We start from the raw sequence: 17,975 nt of genomic DNA, 5'->3' as shown, positions 1-17,975 counted from the left end.
GAAGCCACTGCTGCGGCCCAGTTTCAACCCCGAGACCGCGCCATCTCGGGCCACGGCAAAGCGCACGTAGACCACGCCCTGTTGGCGCAGCCGCTCAGCCTGGCGCGGATAGCGCCGATGCTTCTGCAGATGCCCGAGCAGGCGCCCTTCCCAGGTTGCCTCGGCGCGACTGCGTTCGCCGGCCGTGGTCTGCGGTGCGGTGTAGCGTGCGGCCGCGTTGGCCGCCACCTGCGGCGGTGCGCTGGTCTGCGCAACGTTGGCGTCAGCGGTGTCCGGCGAGGGCGTCGGCTCCGGCGTACGCGGCGGTGGCAGGTCACCCTGCGGCTGCGCCGGCGCCTTCGGCTGCTCGCGCAGGGCCGGCTTCGGCGCCTGCCGCTGCTGTTGCTGCTGCAGCGGACCGGTGGCGACCTCGCGCGGCGGCACCGGCGGTGCCTGCGCCATCGGTGCCAGTTCCAGCATCAGCGCGGCGGGCGGCGCGGTCGCAGCCAGCACCCGTGCGCGCGTCGCCCACCAGCAGGCCGCGCCGATCAGCAGCGCGTGCACCAGCAGCACGATCGCCAGGCTGGTCGCCCAGCGCCGCAGTCCACTCATCGTGCGCCCTGCTCCAGGCCGACCAGCGCCACCTTCAGATAACCGGCCGCACGCAATGCATCCAGCGTGGCCATCAGTTCGCCGTAGGGCACGTGGGTATCGGCGCGCAGGAAGATACGCTGCGCGGTGTCACTGTGGGTGGCCGCCTGCAATGCAGCCGCCAGCCCGTCGCGCGCTACGGCCTGTTCGCCAACGCGCAGCGACAGATCGGCTTGCACGGTCACATACACCGGCGCCTGTTCGGACGGCGTGGCACTGGCGCTGCTGGCCGGCAGCTGCACCGGCACCGACACGGTCGCCAGCGGTGCGGCCACCATGAAGATGATCAGCAGCACCAGCATCACGTCGATGAAGGGCGTGACATTGATCTCGTGCGCTTCTTCGGGGGCATCTTCGCAGTCGGACGCGGTCCTGATCGCCATCGTCGTGTCTCAGTGCACCGCACGCAGCGGTGCCGCTGCGGTACGCGGCACGGTGCGATCGAGATCGCGCGAAACCAGCTGCTGCACAGCCGCCGACAGGTCGCCGAGCAGACCCCGCAGGCCGGCCAGCACACGGCTGAAGTGGTTGTAGACCAGTACTGCGGGAATCGCCGCGACCAGGCCGAGTGCGGTCGCCAGCAGGGCCTCGGCGATGCCGGGCGCAACCACCGCCAGGTTGGTGGTGTTGCTGTGGGCGATGCCGATGAAGCTGTTCATGATGCCCCACACCGTGCCGAACAGGCCGACGAAGGGCGCCACCGCGCCGATGCTTGCGAGCACACCGATGCCGCGCCGCTGCACGCGCGCGGTCTCCAGCTCGATACGGTCCAGGCGCGATGCAATGCGCTCCTTGATGCCGTCGCGCCCTTCCAGATCCTGCGACAGGCGCAATTCGGTGCGGGCCGCATCCAACATCGCCAGCGCAGCGCCCTGCTGCACACTGGCATCGGCGCTCTCGCCGGGCAGGCTCGGCGCCTGCAGCAACAGCGCGCGCGCTGCACGCAACTGCCGGGCCTGGCAAGCCAGTTCCCAGCCCTTGGCCAGCAGCACGGTCCAGGTGGCCAGCGACGCCAGTGCCAGCGCGATCATCACGGCCTTCACCACCACGTCGGCGGCCAGATACATGCCCCACGGGGTCAATGCGGGGGCGGCCACAGGGACCAGGTCAGCAGGCAGCATCGTCTCGGTTTCCATCAGCATCAGGGGTCGCTGCGCGACGACGGGCCGCGCGCGGATCATTGGCGTCGTCCACTTCCACGACCGGATGGGGCTCCAGCCGCGGTGCCGGTCGGCTCAGCACGTAGCCGGCGCTGACCGCGAAGAACAGGCCCACGCCCAACAGCAGGCGCCAGGACGGGTGCGCGCCCCAGCAGAACAGGGCAAAGCCCAGCGCCATGCCGGCACTGGCAAACGCTTTGCCCTTGCGCGACACCGCCCCCTGCTCACGCCACAGCCGCAATGACGGGCCATAACGCGGATGCGCCAGCAGGCGCTGCTCGAACTTCGGCGAGCTGCGCGCGAAGCAGCCCACGGCCAGGATCAGGAAGATGGTGGTCGGCATCACCGGCAGCAACGCGCCGATCACCCCGAGGCCCACCATCAACCAGCCCAGCGCGAACCAGAGCCAGCGCATCAGCGCTGCACCTGTGGGCGCGCGCCGTGCATCAGGCGAATTCCACTTCGACGTGGCCGTGTACGCTGCGGAACGCGGCGTCGGCCGCGTCGATCACCTGCTGCTCCTGCTCGGCACTCAGCGGCACCGCGTCCAGCGCAGCGGTGAACTCGCGCCAGTGGCGCGCCGCGCCATCCGGATGCGCGGCCAGGTGGCGGGCGCCGAAATCACGGTCCAGGCCGAGCCTGGCGGCCATCTTGTACAGAATGGTGCCGCCCAGGTTGGAGCCTTCAGCCACGTACAGCCACCCCAACGCGGCGGGCAGTTCCAGATCGGACGGCAACGCCGCGATGTCAGCCCCCGGCAGGGTCTGCTCCAGGTCCTGCAGGTCGCGTGCGACCTGGGTCAGGCGGCGGCGCTCTCCCAGGTCCGGCAGCAGTGCGTCCAGCGCAGGGTTGGCATACAGCGCATCGATGCTGCGGTGGAAGCGATACTGCACGCGCAGGAAACGCGCGAAGTTGCTGCGGTCGGCGAAGATGTCGCCGGCCATGATGCGCTTGTCCAGGGCACCGTGGCTGTCGCGGGTGGCGGCCTTGAGCCGCAGGCTGCGGCTGTCTTCGGGAGCGATGTGTGCGTTCATGGGGGAATGCCAAGGGGGTCGTCCTGCTGTAGACGTTCGCCACGGGGCTTTCCCCAAGGCCATGTGCACCGATAATGGTGCATCCCTTCTTCCCGTAGGAACCGACGATGATCACCACCGAACCGTGCATGACCAACCTGTTCCTGCAGCTGGGCCTGGATGCCAGTGCCGAGGGCATCGCCCGCTTCATCCGCGAGCACCAGCTGGCTACCGATGTCGAAGTGGTCGAGGCACCCTACTGGAACGATGCCCAGCGCCAGTTCCTGTCTGAATCGCTGCAGGCCGATGCAGCATGGACCACCGTGGTGGACGAGCTGAACGAGTCCCTGCACGAAGACGCGGTGAAGGCTTCGACCGGGCTGTAAGCAGACGCCGGGCGTGGCCAGGTGCTGGCGATTGCACGGCAGAAGCGGTGCGGACCAAGGTCCGCACCCACCAAAGGCGCTCTGCGCTGGTGATCAGTACTTCCAGGTCAACGCCAGCCGCGCGGTGCGGCCCGGGGCCGGCATCACGCCCAGGGCAAGCGGGTCCAGGTAATAGCGGTCGGTCAGGTTGTCCACGCCGGCTTCCACCGACAGCTGGTCGTTGAAGCTCCAGCTGGCGAACAGATCCACCAGGGTGTTCGGCCGGTACAGCTGCTGGATCGCCGACAGGCCCACGTTCCAGTCCTTGTCCAGCTTGCTGATCGGGCCGGCGTTGTGGACCACGCGGGTACCGAAGGTCAGGCGTTCGTCGAACAGGCGCGAGCCCAGGGTCAGGTTGACCATGTAACGCGGCGGATTCTGGGTATTGGTGTACGAGCCCTCGAAGCCGCCATCCACGCAGTCGGGCGTGTTGGCCAGCTCGCCGTTCCTGCGCTGTGCGCCGTAGGCACGGCGCTCGGCGGCGATGTCCGGCGCGCAGGTCTTGGCCTTGAAGTAATAGTGCGCGGACAGATCGGCAAATACCTTGCCGCTGTCATAGCTGGACTGGAACTCCATGCCCGAGACCTTGAACTGGTCGACGTTGCGGATCAGGCCGGCCGACAGCGTGCGGTAGTCACGGGTGATCAGGTCGTCGATGCGGGTATCGAAATACGCCAGCTTCAGCGCCAGGCGATCACCTGCAGTGAACAGGTCATAGCGGATGGTGCTGGCACCGATTTCCCAGCTGCGCGCGCGCTCCGGCTTCAGCTCACCCACCGGCTTGGCGGCGGTGAACAGGCCCAGCGTGGTCTCGAACAGGCTCGGCAGCTTGGTGCCTTCGGCATACTTCACATAGACCATGGTGTCTTCGCTGAAGCGGTAGGCCACGCTGGCGGTCGGCGAGAACGCGGTGTCACGACGGCGGATCGGCTGCGACCAGGTCCAGCTGACCGGCACTTCCAGGTCCTGCGCCTTGCCGGCGTCGTAGAAGTTCCAGCCACCGATGTCGCCCACCGTGCCCTTCTTGTACGGTGAGGCCAGCAGCGATGCCTGGGTGAAGTTGCCGTTGGCATCCGGATACCAGTTCAGCAGCGCGATGCGCTTGGCACGCCACGACGGCAGCGCCGGGTTGCCGTTGAGCAGTTCGGTGTAGCGGTACTGGCCCTGCACCTCATAGGCATCGGGCGTGGCCAAGCGGTTGCGGTCCTGCACGTCCACGCGGTTCCAGCGGCCGCCGGCCAGCAGGTCCCAGTGCTCATCGGGCTGCCACTTCAGCGAGGCCACGGCACTGTATTCCTTGCGCTCGGCGTTGCGCAGGAAACGGTTGTTGACCAGATCGTCGTGCATGACCGGCCCCGAACTGCCCGGCGCGATGTCTTCGTCGCTGTAGGACAGGCCGTAGTCGAGGGTGAACGCGCCGGCACGAGTGTCGAACTTCGAGGTATTGCTGGCATCCAGGCCGAAGCGCTTCTGTCGCAGCGGATTGCGGTAGGCATCCTTGTAGCCGGGGTCGCCACTGAAGCTGGGCGCGTCGTACCACTCGGTGCGTCGATCGAAGTACCACGGGGTGATGCCGGTGAGGCTGTTGTACATCACGCTGTCGGTGTCGGTGTAGGCGGCATTGACGCGCAGGTCGATCAGCTCGCTGTCCGGGTTGAAGCGGTAACGCAGGGTGTAGCTGTCCATGTCAACGTGGCCCGGATCCCACTGCGGGATGCGGTCGCGATCCACACGGATGATCTGCGACGCCATGATCTCGCCGGCGGTGCCTTCGTAGCGGCGATAGCCTGCTTCCAGCGTCTGTGCATCGTCGATGCGCCAGGTGCCCTTGAGCAGCGCCGACTTCGAGCGCGCCGAGGTATTGAAGACCTCGGTACGCGGCGGATTCAGCGGTGCCAGCGTGCGCCGGGTCTGCGGGAAGTCGTCGTAGCCGTGCTTGCCAGAGAAGTAGTTTCCATTGTCGCGGTAGGCGTAGGCAGCAACCAGATCGAAGCGGTCCCAGTGACCGGCTGCAGCCACGTTGAAGAACTGGCTGCCGGTGGCGCTGCGATCGCTGCGCGGCGCGGCGCTGTAGGACGGCAGGTTGTTGGCGCTGGCGTTGGCCAGGCCGCCACGCACGCGTACGCCGAAGTCACGGCCTTCGCGCAGCACGTCGCCGATCTTCAGCGTTTCCATCTCGACCACGCCGCCGATGCCGCCGGAGGCGTTGGCCTGCAGGCTCGGGCCCTTGGTGATGGTCAGGTTGGAGATCAGGTCCGGGTCGAGGTAGGTGCGCTGTGACTGGCCAGCATAGCCGCGATAGGTATCCATGCTGGACTGGCCGCCATCGATGATCACCGGCACGCGACCCTGGCCCTGGATGCCACGGATGTTCACGTCGAAGCCGTTGCCCACGCGCGGATCACCAGCGGTGACGCCGGCCACGCCCTTGACGATGTCGCCGTTGGAGGTGCCGCGGAAACGTTCCAGCTGCGTGCGGTTGAGCGTGGTGGTGGAGCCGACGCTGCGATAGCTGTCGAGCAGGCGCGCCTCGTCGCTGTTCGCGCTGCTGTCGACGCGGTCACCGGCCACGCTCAGCGTATCGGTGACAATCACACCGCTGTCGGCCTGCGCCGACGTCGCCGCTTCCAGCGTGACTGCATCTGCGCTGACCCGGCGCACCGCCAGGCCACTGCCCTGCAGCAGATGCTGCAGCGCCTCGCTGGCGGACAGGCTGCCGCTGACCGCACGCGAGGTTATCCCCTGCGCCAGGGTGGCCGGATACACCACCTGCACGCCGGATTGGCGCATGTAGCTGCGCAGTGCCTCGTCCAAGGGCTGCGCGGGGATATCGAAGCGCTGTACGGCGGCGTGATCGCCGCTCGCGTTCTGCGCCAGCACGGATGGCGTGGCAGTGGCCAGGCCGGCAGCCAGCAATGCAATGCACAGGCGGGACGGGCGCAGCGCGCGGCCCGTGCGGTGGGAGTCGAACATGGGGAACCTGTCAGGTAATCAGTGCCGCGGGCGCGGCGTCATCCGCAACGCGGGCGGACACGGCGACGTACGTGGCGGCGGCGGGTACGTTCGCGGAGTAAGACGGATGAAAACGTGGCAACCCCAAGAGCGATTTGGGGTCGCGACGGGGGCCGGCCATTGGTCGGCTGGTTGCAGCGGTGGGTGCCGACCGTTGGTCGGCACAGGGACGGTCATCCACGAATGGCGTGGATCTACTGCACGATGGCGACGCCGAAGGGAAGACGCGTAACCCGAAGACCTGCTGTTGCCGCCAACGCATCCAGCGCCTGCTCCGGGCGATCGATGCGCAATGCGGCACTCACTGCGGGCAGTCGTGACAGATCACCGCGCACGAACGTCGGGCCTGCACGATAACGCCCCACCCATTGCACGGCGTCAGCGACGCTGGCCTGCTCCAGCAGCAGCTCGCCCTGGCGCCATGCGCCCACACTGTCGGCGGCCACATCCTGCAGACGCATCACGCCGCTGCGCCCGCCATAGACGGCACGCTGGCCCACCTGCAGGTAGGTCCAGCCACCGTCGGCCGGGCTGGCCACACGCACCCTGCCCTGCCCGACCTGGGTTTCCACCCGATCATCGCCACGCGCGACGGTAAACGCGGTGGAGATGTCCTCGACCACACCATTGCCCGCACGCACGCTGAAACGCCGCTGTGCATCCGGGCTGACTTCGAACCAGGCGCGTCCACGCAGCAGCTCGATCTCGCGCGCATGTGCATCGAAGCGCACGGCGATCGCGCTGTCCGCATCCAGCACGGCGCGACTTCCATCGGGCAGTTGCACGTTCTGCACGACATGCGTGCTGCGATGGTCGGCCTGCAGCCGCAACCAGGCCTCGGGCCAGGCGACCAGCATCGCCAGTGCCGCCGCCGCGGTCATTGCCCAGCGCAGCCGCCGCGGTCGACGTCGTTTGACCGGTGTGGCCTGCGGGCGCGGCCCGACACTGCGCCACAGCGCACGCTCGTGTTCGAAGGCGCGTCGGTGCCCCGGTTGTGCCAGCCAGCGCTCGAACTCGTGCATGCGCCCCTCGCCGATGTCACCCGAGGCCAGCCACGCAATCCAGCCCCGGGCCTGTTCGGCCAGGGCATCGTCATTGGCGGCGGGCAGCGTGTTCGGCGGGCTCATCGGCTGGCGGACAGGCGCATTCAAGCGCGGGCGAAGGAACTAGACCGCATCTACGGTCCAGTGATCAAGACGTTTCAGCTAAGGCCAGCCCCAAGCCGGGGCGATCATCGGCCGCTGCGCGCCCAGGCCAGTCGTTGCAGTGCGCTGCGCACATGGTTCTCGACGGTGGTCACCGATACCCCGAGACGGCGGGCGATCTCGGCCTGGGTCAGGCCCTGCAGGCGGTTGAGCCGGAAGATGGTGCGGGTCGGCTCCGGCAGGTGTCCTGCCGCGTCGAGCACCCGCTGCAGCTCGTCCTGTGCCATCGCCTGCTCCTCGGTCGAGATCACCTCGTCCGGCCCCCACAGGTAGTGATCGGCCAGCAGGCGGCTGCGCCGGGTCGATTCGCGGCCGTGGTCGGTGGCCAGATTCGCGGCCAACCGGTACAGATAGGCGCGCGGATTGTCGATGGACTGACTGTCGTCGACCCCGCGGGCCTTGAACCACACAGCCTGGATCACGTCCTCGGCGCCGTTGTCGCCGCCGAGTATGCGCTGCACCCGGCGCAGCAGCGCGGGCCGCTCGCGGATCAGCAGTTCGGTAAGGGAGGCGGCATTGGAGGACATGCGCGGAACCGGGACGACAGGCAGAAGGCGCCGCGCATGCTACTCCGTAAATGCGAATCAGTCACGTTCCCATCAGTGAATGCACTCGGTCAGTCCGTCATAGGCGCTTTGCGACGTGCCTGGCAGCGGGTCGTGCAGCGGATTGCGAGCCGCCAGGGCAGCATGGAAGTCCTCCACCGCCGTGCCCGGCATGAGCGGTAGCCGGCACAGCCAGGTCGGCTGCCGCGCCACGATCGCACCGTCATTCCGCGATACGGCCAGGTCACCGGCGGCGAATGCCCACAGGCACTCGTGCACCGTGCCGCGCACCGCATCCACCGAACAACGCAGGCGCAGCGCCCGGATGTCGCTGTATTCGCCCTCGCAGAAGGTGTCGCCACAGATGGCATCGAAGCCATGCTGCAGACGGCCTTCCAGAGCGAAAAAGCGGTCCCAGTTGGCCTCCTGGTGCGGGTAGTCGATCAGGTCGACATAGGGAGACGCCTGTACCGGCGGCACCATCAGCAGCGCGCAGGCCAGGCCGATCGACAGGGCAGATGCTTTCATGCGGGAGCTCCTTGGGATGAGGGTTCCAGCCTGCACCCGGCGTCCCGACGTCCCCATCGGGCAACCCCACCAGCACGTGTGGGCGGCCGCCGTGCCGTACTGTCGGCCCCCTCCCCTGCACAGCGCCCGGCAAAGGCATAAAATGGGGAGCTATCCGTCTATATCCCCCACCTGGAGCACACCATGGGTCTGGAACTCGTCTCGCCCGGCAAGAACCCGCCGGAAGAAATCAACGTCATCATCGAGATCCCGAAGGACTCGGAGCCGGTGAAGTACGAAGTGGACAAGGAAACCGGCGCGATCTTCGTCGACCGCATCCTGTCCACCCCGATGCGCTACCCCTGCAACTACGGCTACGTGCCGAGCACCCTGTGCGGCGACGGCGACCCGGCCGACGTGCTGGTGGTGCTGCCGCTGCCGCTGGTGCCGGGCTCGGTCGTGCGCTGCCGTCCGGTCGGCGTGCTGAAGATGAGCGATGAGGCAGGCAGCGACGAGAAGATCCTGGCCGTGCCGGTCTCGAAGATCTTCAGTGGCTACGCTCACGTCGAAGACATCGCCCAGGTGTCCAGCCACTGGCTGGAGCGAATCGGCCACTTCTTCGAGCATTACAAGGACCTGGAGAAGGGCAAGTGGGTCAAGCTGGACGGTTGGGGCGGCGCCGCTGAGGCCAAGCAGATCCTGATCGAGGCGCACCAGCGCCATCTCGACAGCAAGGCCTGAGCCTGAACCGGATCGCTCCGGCAGGCCCTGCCGGAGCGATGCGGGTCACGTTTCACGACGACGGCACATCACACGTGCCGCCGTATTAGGTAAATTGCGTCACTTCACACGTCATCGACATCCATCGTCGAGACAGCCAGGGGAATGTGTCGTGCGTATTCTGCTTGTTGGGGATGCAGCCAGCCTGCCGGCTGAGCTGACCGAATTCATTGCCGATCTTGGGGAAGACTGGCAGCCGTTGACCGCCGCCGATGGCCAGACCGCGATGACCGCGGTGGCCACGCAGGGCGTGGATGCGGTGATCGTCTGCCCGCAACTGCCGGACCTCAATGCCACCACGCTGCTCGGCCAGATCCGGACCTTGCGCCCGGAAACCATCCGCATTGCGCTGGTGGACGCCCAGCATGGCAACCGGCCGCCGCCGGCACGCCTGATCGGCGTCGCCCATCGCTTCCTGCCGCTGCCATTGGCGCCGGAAGTTCTGCTGGAAGCGCTGACCAGCCTGGAGGAGCTGCGCGAAGTGCTGGACAGCCCACGCCTGCGCGACGCCATCGGCCGTATCGAGAAGCTGCCCTCGCCGCCGCACCTGTACCTGAGCCTGACCCAGGCACTGGAACATGACGATGACGCCGACAGCGCCGACGTCGCCAAGCTGGTGGCGGCCGATCCGGCCATCGCCGCCAAGGTGCTGCAGCTGTCGAACTCGGCGTTCTTCAGCCAGGGCCGCACCATCGCCGACCTGCGCACCGCCGTGACCCGCCTCGGCCTGTCGACGCTGCGCGATCTGGTACTGGCCAGCGAGGTGTTCTCGGCACCGACGCTGTCCACGGCCGAGCGTAATTCACTACAGCAGCGCGCCCTGCTTGCCTCGCGCCTGGCGGCACGCCTGCTGCCCGAATCCAGCGCCGAGCTGGGCGCGACCGCCGCACTGCTGGCCGACATCGGCCTGCTGCTGCCGGGCGTACGCAACGAACGCAGCGAGCCGTCGCTGGCCGGTGACACCCGCCCGGGCCACGCCGAAGCCGGCGCCTATCTGCTCGGCCTGTGGGGCCTGCCGATGCCGATCATCGAAGCGGTGGCATTCCACCTGCAGCCGCAGCGTGCCAATACGCGCAGCTTCTGGGTGACCGGCGCGGTGCACGTGGCACTGGCACTGGTCAATGGCGATCCGGTGGACGAGGACTACCTGCAACGCGCGGGTGTACTCAACAAGCTGCCGCAGTGGCGCGAGCATGCCAATGCGTTGATGGGACTGGTACCCAGCGAGGTCTGAGCCGTCAACGCAGGAAGAACCTCGAAGGCGCGCCCAAGGGCGCGCCTTTTTTGCATCAGCGCGCGCCGCAGGCATCCTGCACGCAGTGGCGATACTGCAGATCGCACAGGACCTTGGACTTGCCTGCAGCCAGGCATTCCTGACGCAGTTCCTCGCAGTACAGCCCGCCCCCACAGACGCCACCGGTCTGGGCGAACACCGCATTTCGGAACTCCCTTACAAAAAAAGAGGGCGGACCTTGCGGTCCGCCCTCCCGGTACTGCTATCGCACTTCAAACAATCAGAAGCGCTGGGTGTACTTCATGTAGTAGAAGCGACCGATATCGAAGCCACCGTAGTAGGAGAAGCTCGAGTTCGGCTGGCTGTACATGACCGGGCCTTCGTGGTTGAACACGTTGTTGGCGCCCAGCGAGACAGTGGCTTCCCACGGCAGGTTGTAACGCACCTGCACGTCGTGGAAGGTGTTCGAACCCACCTTGCGGCTCGGCTGACCCAGGGTGTACGCCGAGGTGAAGTCAGGCAGGTTGCACTCGGTATCGTAGGAGCACGGCTCCTTCATGCCCGAGTAGTAACGCACGCCCCAGTTCACGCCCAGGTTGCCCAGGGTCCAGTCGACGTTGAGGTTCGAACGGACGCGGAAGTTGGCACCCCAATCGCCGGTCGCCCAGCTGTTGTGCTGCTCGACCGGGGTTTCGGCTTCGTTGTCACGCTTGTACTCGAGGTAATCGACGTAGGTGGTCTTCCAGTCGATGACGAACTTGCCGAAGGAGAACTCCGGCAGGCGGTACTTGACGCCCAGGTCGTAACCTGCGGTTTCCTGGTAACCACCGTTGATCAGGGTACGGGTGACGTCGACCACCTGGTTGACGGCACGGCCGTCGGTACCGCGTTCGAAACGCTCACACGCCGATGCCACGCCCAGCACGTAGCACTGGTTGAGGATCGAGGTCACCGACTCGGCGGCGATCACGTTGTTGATGCGGATCTTCCACCAGTCGAGGCTGACGTCCAGGCCCTGCACGAAGTTCGGGCTGTACACCAGGCCGGCGGTCCAGGTCTTGGAGGTTTCCGGCTTCAGTTCCGGGTTGGAGCCCGACTCGAAAGCGCTGTAGGACTGGGTCCCCGGGCCGGTCGACTGCGCACCGCCGGAGGTGATCTGGCGGAAGTTGGCCGGAACGCCGCGTGCCTGGCAGGCAGCCGCCACCGAGGCGTTGCGCGCGGCCGAGCCGAAGCTGCTGTCACACGGATCGGTGTAGGCGTCGAAGGTCTGCGACGTGCCACCGTACATGTTGGAGATGCTCGGGGCGCGGAAGCCGGTCGAGTAGGTCGCACGCACCAGCAGGTCGTCGATCGGCTTCCACTTCAGGCCGAACTTGCTGTTGATGGTATCGCCGAAGGTGTTGTAGTCCGAGTAACGGCCGGCCATGTCGAGCGACAGCTCCTTGGCGAACGGCATGTCGGCCAGCACCGGCACGTTCAGTTCGACGTAGAACTCGTCGAGCTTGTAGCTGCCCTTGGTCGGCTTGCCAGCCAGATCGGTGCTCAGGCCGGACTGCAGCAGCGCATCCGGGTTGTACTCACCGCTTTCTTCACGGTGCTCGTAACCGGCGGCGATGGCCAGTTCACCGGCCGGCAGCGAGAACAGCGAGCCACCGATGTTGGCGCTGTACGCCTTGGTGGTGTTGGTGTAGGTGTCGTGGCTCGGCAGGTACAGGTAGGCCTGCAGGGCCGGATCGGCCAGCGAGCCGTTGCCGGTCGAGCCGTACGGTGCCAGCGGGTTCCACGGGGTGCAGCCTGCGATGACATGACCCGGGGTGCCGCAACGGGCAACGTCGCCATCCATGAAGGACGGTCCGACCGCGTTCTGCACGTTCGGAATGAACAGGTTGCCGGTGCCGGTCTTCACGCCCTTGTTCTGGTTGTAGACGTAGCCCACGTCCCAATCCCAGAACTTGTCGCCGAACTCGAACGAACCTTCCAGGCCCGCCGAGAAGCGGAAGGTCTCCTGCTCGGACTCGGTCTGGCGCGGCACTTCGGACGTACGACGGATGAAGTTCGCGTCCGTGCCCAGCGGGTTGTAGATGCTGTTGGCCGACAGCGGGGTCTCATAGACCTCCGACTGGTACGGATAGCCAGCGATCTGCTGGGTCGCCGTACGCTTGGTGTACAGCACATTCGCGGTACCGCGGATGTTGTCGGTGAAGTCGTAGTTGCCGTTGGCGAACACCGAACGACGGGTCAGCTTGTTCTGCAGCCACATTTCCTGGCTGGCATTGGTGTAGTCAGCCGTGCCGAACTCGCGGAAATCGGCCATGGTGTTGCCCGAGCCGTTGTTGGCGCGGGTGTACCAGTTGTCGTTGCTGTCGATCAGCACGCCGTGGTTGGACGCCGGCGACCAGCCGTTGGCATCCGTATCCGTCGGATTCGGGTGGAACTGACCGTTCGGGTAACGGCTGAAGGCACGATCCTTCGCCCAGACCGGATCTTCCTTGCTGTACTCGGCGCCGAAGGTGATCGAACCACGCTCACCGGTCTGGCCGTAGACGAAGTTGTAGACCTGCTTCTCGCCGTCGCCCTTGTTGTACTGGCCGCCGTAGACGCTGGCTTCCAGACCGTCGAAGTTCTTGCGGGTGATGATGTTGATCACGCCGGCGATGGCGTCGGAGCCGTAGATCGCCGAAGCGCCGTCGGTCAGCACTTCAATGCGCTCGACCACCGAGGTCGGGATGGAGGCCAGGTCGGTGTAGCCACCGGTGCTGACGCCCATGCGCTTGCCGTCCAGCAGCACCAGGGTGCGCTCCGGGCCCAGACCACGCAGGTCGACGTACTGGCCGCCCACTTCTTCGCCCGAGGTCAGGGCATCAGCGCGGCTGATGGCCGGCGAACCGGTCGCCGACAGGTTCTGCACGATGTCGCCGACGCTGGTGAAGCCCTGCTTCTCGATGTCGGCACGCTGCAGCGCGATCACGGGCTGCGCGGTTTCCATGCTCGCCTGGCGGATGCGCGAGCCGGTGACCGAAATGCGGTCCAGGTCGGTCGTGGCCTTTGCTTCCTGGGCGGAGCAAAGGCCGGCGCCAGCGCCAGCGCGATGCCGGCAGGCAGCAGGCCGAGCCGCACTGCGGGATTACAAACGTTCATCTATCTCTCCAAGGTACGTGTTAGCAGCGTGTTAAAACACCCCAGCACGTTACGATTGCGTTGCGACGCTGTATTTGCGCGACCCAACCGGAGACTTTGCAGAATGTGGCGGCAGGAGACCGCCGTTCTCGCGGAACCGCGAAGCCGACTGGCCATAACGTGCGCGGAAAGCACGCGCGAAGCTGCAGCAGTTGTCGAAACCGCTGGCAGCGGCCACTTCGCCCACCATCATGTCGGTATCACGCAGCAGGTCAGCCGCACGCTCGAGGCGCAACCGGGCCGAAAGCGACTGCGGGCTTTCTTCGTACAGGCTCTGGAAGGTCTTGGAGAGGTACCAGCTGGAGAAGTTGGTCAGCTCGGCCAGCTCACCGATCCGCACCACGCGGTGGCTGTTGCCCTCCAGGTAGAGCCGCGCGCGCTGCATGCGCCCGAACACCTGGCGCTTGCGGCTGCGCGAACGCCCTGGGCAGCGCTGCACGTTCTCGGCCAGGCCCCGCTGGAGGCTGGCCAGATGCAGCAGCAGGGGCCGCAGAGCCTGGGCGGGCTGGCCACTGGCCAACGCATCGCGCCACAGCCGCAGGCCGACCCGCGCGTCACTGCGCCCCATCCGGCCGCGGCCGGCATACAGGCCACAGTCGGCCATCTCGGTCAGCACCCGCAGCGCTTCGACATTCAGGTTCAATCCCACGCAGAGCCCGTTGCGGCCCGCCTGCACCAACGGCCTGGATTCCTTCTCGAAGGCGATCCACTCGCCCTGACGCAGCCGGAAGCGACCTTCCTTGGCCTCCACCCAGGAACTGCCACGAACCTGCATCCAGACCGTGAAGTTGTTCCCCGCGGTCTGCAGGCTGCCCAGCCGGGCAACCCCCAGGCAGGTGGGCGCCACGTCATCAAGGGCCTTGTCGAGGGAAACGGTTTGGCCACGATCGGCCAGCGAGAGTTGACGCATGGGGGCACCACGGATTTGCCAAGTACAGGCCTCCGTTTTGCCCAATCGGGCGGCAGCGTGTCAGGAAAGACAGCCGAGATCGCCACGAATTCGCGGCGAGAACCACACGAAAGAATTACGAAGAAAAATTCTTCTTCAAAATCAATATTCTGGAGATCGCCGGGAACAGTGCCGGGGCTTGCTCTGGCAGCCGCATGACGCCGATGTCTGCACCGTCACTGACCGCCAGGGCCACATACAGCTCGCGCCCATCGGCGCTGGCACTGATTCCATTGCCTGCACTGAGCCGCTGCGGGTCGAGGCAGCGCTCCGGCGTCTCGGTTCCCGCCTCGATCCTGACCAGGGTCGTGCCGCACTGGGTGGAGGTTCCGAGGTAACCGACGCCACCACTGCCGGCAACGGTCCAGGTGCGGTAGCGCCAGCGGCTCGGCCGGTCTTCACTGATCTGGCGCACGCTGGCCGACGACAACGCAGGATCGACCGACCACAGTCCACCGGCGGCAAGGCGCGTGAACAGGATCCGTCCGCTGCCGCGATCGAAGCGAGCCTGCGACACCCCATCGATGCTGGCCAACCGACGCCACGGTTGCGTGCTGCGATCAAACAGGCTCAAGCGGGTGCGCTGGTCCGCGTCGCGCTCGACCACCAGCAGCTGATTCTCGGTTGCCGCGTACAACGCCTGCAACGGTTGTTCCGCAGGCACCGGTAATGGCTGCAGGCGCTCATCGCGTGGTGAGATTTCATAGACCACCGTGCGCCCGTGCTCATCACGTCCCACCACCAGCAGGTGGCGGCTGTCGGCGGACCAGTCCGGTGCCTGCCGTCCCTCCGGCCGCAGGCCCTCGATCGGCCGCAGCGAATCCGGCCGCTGCATGTCCGCCCACCACAGGGCGAAACTGCCGGAACGATCGGAGGTGAAAACCAGTTGCCGACCATCGGGGGCGGCCATCGGCTGGCCGTCACGGCCACTGGAGGCAAACAGGCGCTCGGCGTGTCCTCCCTCGGTGGGCACCTTGAACACCCCGAACTGCGCACGCCGGTGAACGAACGCCAATACGCCGCCATGCCGCGAGACCGCGGGCCACTGCGCATCGTCCAGGCCCGCGTCGCGCAGCGTACGGCGCTCAACGTCGAGGTAATACAGGCGCACTTCGCTGTCGACGCGACGGCCGAATACGATGGTGCGTCCATCCCCCAGCCAGGCCCAGCCTCGCTGTTCCGCTGCTTCGTTGGTCAGCTGCTCCGGAGTACCGCCGTTGGCGGGCATCCGCCACAGATCACCCATCTGTGGATTGCGCACGAACACCAGCCACTTGCCGTCGGGCGAATAACGCGGCGCGTAGTCGAAGTCATCGGCATCGACGCTGTAGTCCAGGTCGCGCCATTGGCCACTGGCCAGGTCGAGCACGCGGATGCCGCGATGCGCGTAGCGCCCGACCATGCTGCCGAACACCAGCCCACGGCCGTCCGGGGTCCAGTCGAAGCTGAGCAGTTCGGTGCCGTCACAACGTGTGGCCTGGCGCAGGGCCCCACCCGTGGCACTGGCGATCAGCACCTGGCAGCCACCATCGGCACTGAACCGCGCAAACGCGATCTCGCGCCCATCCGGCGACCAGCTCGGGAAACGATCACTGGCACCGGCCGGGGGCACCAACAACTGGCGGGCGGGCGCATTGCCAGACGTCTGCACCTTGATTGCTCCGCCGCCGTTGCCGTCCTCATTGGCGCCTTCGTAGGCAACCTGGGAACCATCCGGCGAAAGCGTTGGATACGTCTCGAACCCACTGGTCGCGGTGATCAGCCGGTACGGCCGCTGCGGGCTGCCGATCACACGGACACCGTTCTCGACAGCCTCGTCCACCGGTGAACTTGCCGCCGGAGCACGCCGCAGCAACAGCATCGTCAGCACGATCACCGTCACGAGCATCAAAATGCCGGTGGCCAGCAATACCTGGCGCCGCACCTGCCGCCATGTCCGGCGCAGACCCGGCACTGGCAACGCAGCACCGTCCGGGGCCGCAGCCACGGCGGCTGCCAATGGCAAGGACGGATCGGCCAACTCGACGATGTCCATGACAGGCTCGGGCGTGTCCAGCACCTGCACCGGCACCAACAAGCGGTAGCCGCTCTTGGCGATGGTCTCGATGTAGGCCTGCCCGTTGTCTTCGTCGTTGGCAAACGCCTTGCGCAGCTGGGTGACCGCCTGGGTCAGCACGTCGTTGGTGGGCAGCGTGTCGGGCCACACCTCGGCAAACAGCTCCTCGCGGGTAACCACCCGCCCCGGCTGCCGCAGCAACACTCGCAGCACACCCAGTGCCTTTGGCGTGAGCCGGCGTGGACGACGCGCACCCGCAACCTCGACCTCTCGCGAGGACAAGGTAACGACGCATTCGCCAACCTGGATACGGTCAGCGTCGGGCGGCTGTATTTCGCTGCTGTTCATTTTCCGATATACAGTAGGGACGGGCCTGGGCAGGTTTCACCAGCGATACCGTCCCCCTGCAGGGACAACAAAAAGCCAGATTCCGCACAAAGCATCGGCGCATACCGCAAAAACAATTACGCATACGAATATTAGCCTATGCCGGTTACCCCGCCTATGACGGGGTCGACACTCAGGCTCTCTCTCGCCGACGCATTCACATAATCTGCATCACCATTCGCGCCCTCTTGGGCGCGATATTTTTATCTGGCGTTCATTTTCACACGCGTCGCAGCATCGTCAATCCGACCAGCCGCGACACCACAAGCGCGACGTACATCACCCCTGCGAACTGCTCCAGCATTACCAAAGCCCGCGCTTGCGGATGCAGCGGTACTACATCGCTTAATCCCACCCCGGACAGCAAGCTGAAGCTCAGATAAAGCAGCTCCATCCAACTGCGCTGATCACCACCGCCGGTGCCGTGGAAACTGCCCGGATACCACTGCTGGCACACGGCGAAAGCAAACGCGAAGGCCCAGGCCAGCAAGGTGAAGGTCGCTCCCGCAGCGAACAGTTCGTCCCGGGTGACTTTATGGTCCTGCAGCATGTAGGCGATCAACGCGCCCGCCGTATAGAAGTACAGCAGGCTCTCCAGCAGCTGCGCAGTGGTGAGCAGGCCGGTGCGATCCAACAGCGCGCCAGCCAGCGAGAACACCACCGAGGGAATGGCCAGCAGCAACGCCAGCCAGGTGCCCAGCGGACTGCGCTGGACCACCCACAGCGCCAGGCCGAGTACCGCCATGCCGAACATGCCCAGCGCCGCCCGGCCACCGGCGGTGTCATCGAGGGCGGGATACAGCAGCACCGCGATCAACTGTGCGGCCAACAGCCAGGCCGAAGGATGGCGGCGGGCGATGGCCAGCCAGCGGGTGGTCATGGCAACGGGCATGGC

The 17,975-nt window shown here is 66.3% G+C and carries 16 protein-coding genes and 1 pseudogene; 3 read left to right on the top strand and 14 right to left on the bottom strand.

Annotated features, from left to right (window positions below; all coding sequences use genetic code 11):
• The 5 genes from N5J73_RS21245 to N5J73_RS21225 all read right to left on the bottom strand — a co-directional run.
• Positions 1-591: TonB family protein (locus N5J73_RS21245; protein ID WP_279941344.1), on the bottom strand; the 591-nt coding region annotated here is incomplete at its 3' end.
• Entirely contained in the window at positions 588-1,013 is a 426-nt protein-coding gene (gene exbD / locus N5J73_RS21240) for a TonB system transport protein ExbD (RefSeq protein ID WP_049444420.1), read from the bottom strand. The genes exbD and N5J73_RS21245, both read right to left, overlap by 4 nt.
• Before the next feature lie 9 nt (positions 1,014-1,022).
• Positions 1,023-1,751 (bottom strand): tonB-system energizer ExbB, encoded by a 729-nt coding sequence (gene exbB / locus N5J73_RS21235; protein WP_049444421.1) that lies wholly within the window; start codon positions 1,749-1,751, stop codon positions 1,023-1,025.
• Complete coding sequence (locus N5J73_RS21230) at positions 1,738-2,205, bottom strand: YbaN family protein (RefSeq protein ID WP_005410928.1); 468 nt, start codon at positions 2,203-2,205, stop codon at positions 1,738-1,740. The genes exbB and N5J73_RS21230 overlap by 14 nt, the downstream gene beginning before the upstream one ends.
• Positions 2,206-2,236: 31 nt before the next feature.
• Positions 2,237-2,824: a biliverdin-producing heme oxygenase gene (locus N5J73_RS21225; RefSeq protein ID WP_164078693.1), complete on the bottom strand. Its 588-nt coding sequence runs from the start codon at positions 2,822-2,824 to the stop codon at positions 2,237-2,239.
• 107 nt (positions 2,825-2,931) lie between these two features.
• Here N5J73_RS21225 and N5J73_RS21220 point away from each other — a divergent pair, with 107 nt between their 5' ends.
• Positions 2,932-3,189, top strand: a complete 258-nt coding sequence (locus N5J73_RS21220) for a DUF2789 domain-containing protein (RefSeq protein ID WP_164078692.1) — start codon at positions 2,932-2,934, stop codon at positions 3,187-3,189.
• Between the two features lie 93 nt (positions 3,190-3,282).
• On the opposite strand, the gene N5J73_RS21215 is transcribed toward N5J73_RS21220, so the two are convergent.
• The 4 genes from N5J73_RS21215 to N5J73_RS21200 all read right to left on the bottom strand — a co-directional run bounded on the left by N5J73_RS21215 (position 3,283) and on the right by N5J73_RS21200 (position 8,518).
• Entirely contained in the window at positions 3,283-6,201 is a 2,919-nt protein-coding gene (locus N5J73_RS21215) for a TonB-dependent receptor (RefSeq protein ID WP_164078691.1), read from the bottom strand.
• A 233-nt stretch (positions 6,202-6,434) separates the two neighbouring features.
• The gene (locus N5J73_RS21210; RefSeq protein ID WP_049444431.1) at positions 6,435-7,367 is read right to left on the bottom strand and encodes a FecR domain-containing protein; all 933 of its coding nucleotides are present in this window, start codon (positions 7,365-7,367) and stop codon (positions 6,435-6,437) included.
• Between the two features lie 104 nt (positions 7,368-7,471).
• Entirely contained in the window at positions 7,472-7,972 is a 501-nt protein-coding gene (locus N5J73_RS21205) for an RNA polymerase sigma factor (RefSeq protein ID WP_049444433.1), read from the bottom strand.
• 72 nt (positions 7,973-8,044) lie between these two features.
• A complete protein-coding gene (locus tag N5J73_RS21200; protein WP_164078690.1) occupies positions 8,045-8,518 on the bottom strand; it encodes a hypothetical protein in 474 nt (157 codons plus the stop codon).
• A 183-nt stretch (positions 8,519-8,701) separates the two neighbouring features.
• Here N5J73_RS21200 and ppa point away from each other — a divergent pair, with 183 nt between their 5' ends.
• Both ppa and N5J73_RS21190 read left to right on the top strand, forming a co-directional pair.
• On the top strand, positions 8,702-9,238 hold the full coding sequence (ppa, locus tag N5J73_RS21195; protein WP_005410935.1) for an inorganic diphosphatase: 537 nt from the start codon (positions 8,702-8,704) through the stop codon (positions 9,236-9,238).
• 151 nt (positions 9,239-9,389) lie between these two features.
• Complete coding sequence (locus N5J73_RS21190; RefSeq protein WP_057501192.1) at positions 9,390-10,511, top strand: HDOD domain-containing protein; 1,122 nt, start codon at positions 9,390-9,392, stop codon at positions 10,509-10,511.
• A 55-nt stretch (positions 10,512-10,566) separates the two neighbouring features.
• Here the strand turns inward: N5J73_RS21190 and N5J73_RS21185 are convergent, their stop codons facing one another.
• From N5J73_RS21185 to N5J73_RS21165, 5 genes and pseudogenes are all read right to left on the bottom strand, one after another.
• A complete protein-coding gene (locus N5J73_RS21185; RefSeq protein WP_049444439.1) occupies positions 10,567-10,710 on the bottom strand; it encodes a hypothetical protein in 144 nt (47 codons plus the stop codon).
• An 81-nt stretch (positions 10,711-10,791) separates the two neighbouring features.
• Positions 10,792-13,649 (bottom strand): annotated as a pseudogene (locus tag N5J73_RS21180) (TonB-dependent receptor).
• Positions 13,650-13,698: 49 nt separating this feature from the next.
• Positions 13,699-14,598: a helix-turn-helix transcriptional regulator gene (locus tag N5J73_RS21175; protein ID WP_049444442.1), complete on the bottom strand. Its 900-nt coding sequence runs from the start codon at positions 14,596-14,598 to the stop codon at positions 13,699-13,701.
• Between the two features lie 115 nt (positions 14,599-14,713).
• Positions 14,714-17,041 (bottom strand): winged helix-turn-helix domain-containing protein, encoded by a 2,328-nt coding sequence (locus N5J73_RS21170; protein WP_099588690.1) that lies wholly within the window; start codon positions 17,039-17,041, stop codon positions 14,714-14,716.
• Between the two features lie 259 nt (positions 17,042-17,300).
• The gene (locus N5J73_RS21165; RefSeq protein ID WP_088480400.1) at positions 17,301-17,972 is read right to left on the bottom strand and encodes an ion channel; all 672 of its coding nucleotides are present in this window, start codon (positions 17,970-17,972) and stop codon (positions 17,301-17,303) included.
• Positions 17,973-17,975: the final 3 nt, after the last annotated feature.

Source organism: Stenotrophomonas sp. GD03654, from assembly GCF_029845105.1.
Lineage (GTDB): Bacteria > Pseudomonadota > Gammaproteobacteria > Xanthomonadales > Xanthomonadaceae > Stenotrophomonas > Stenotrophomonas africana.
This window is presented reverse-complemented; position numbering and strand designations above follow the sequence as displayed.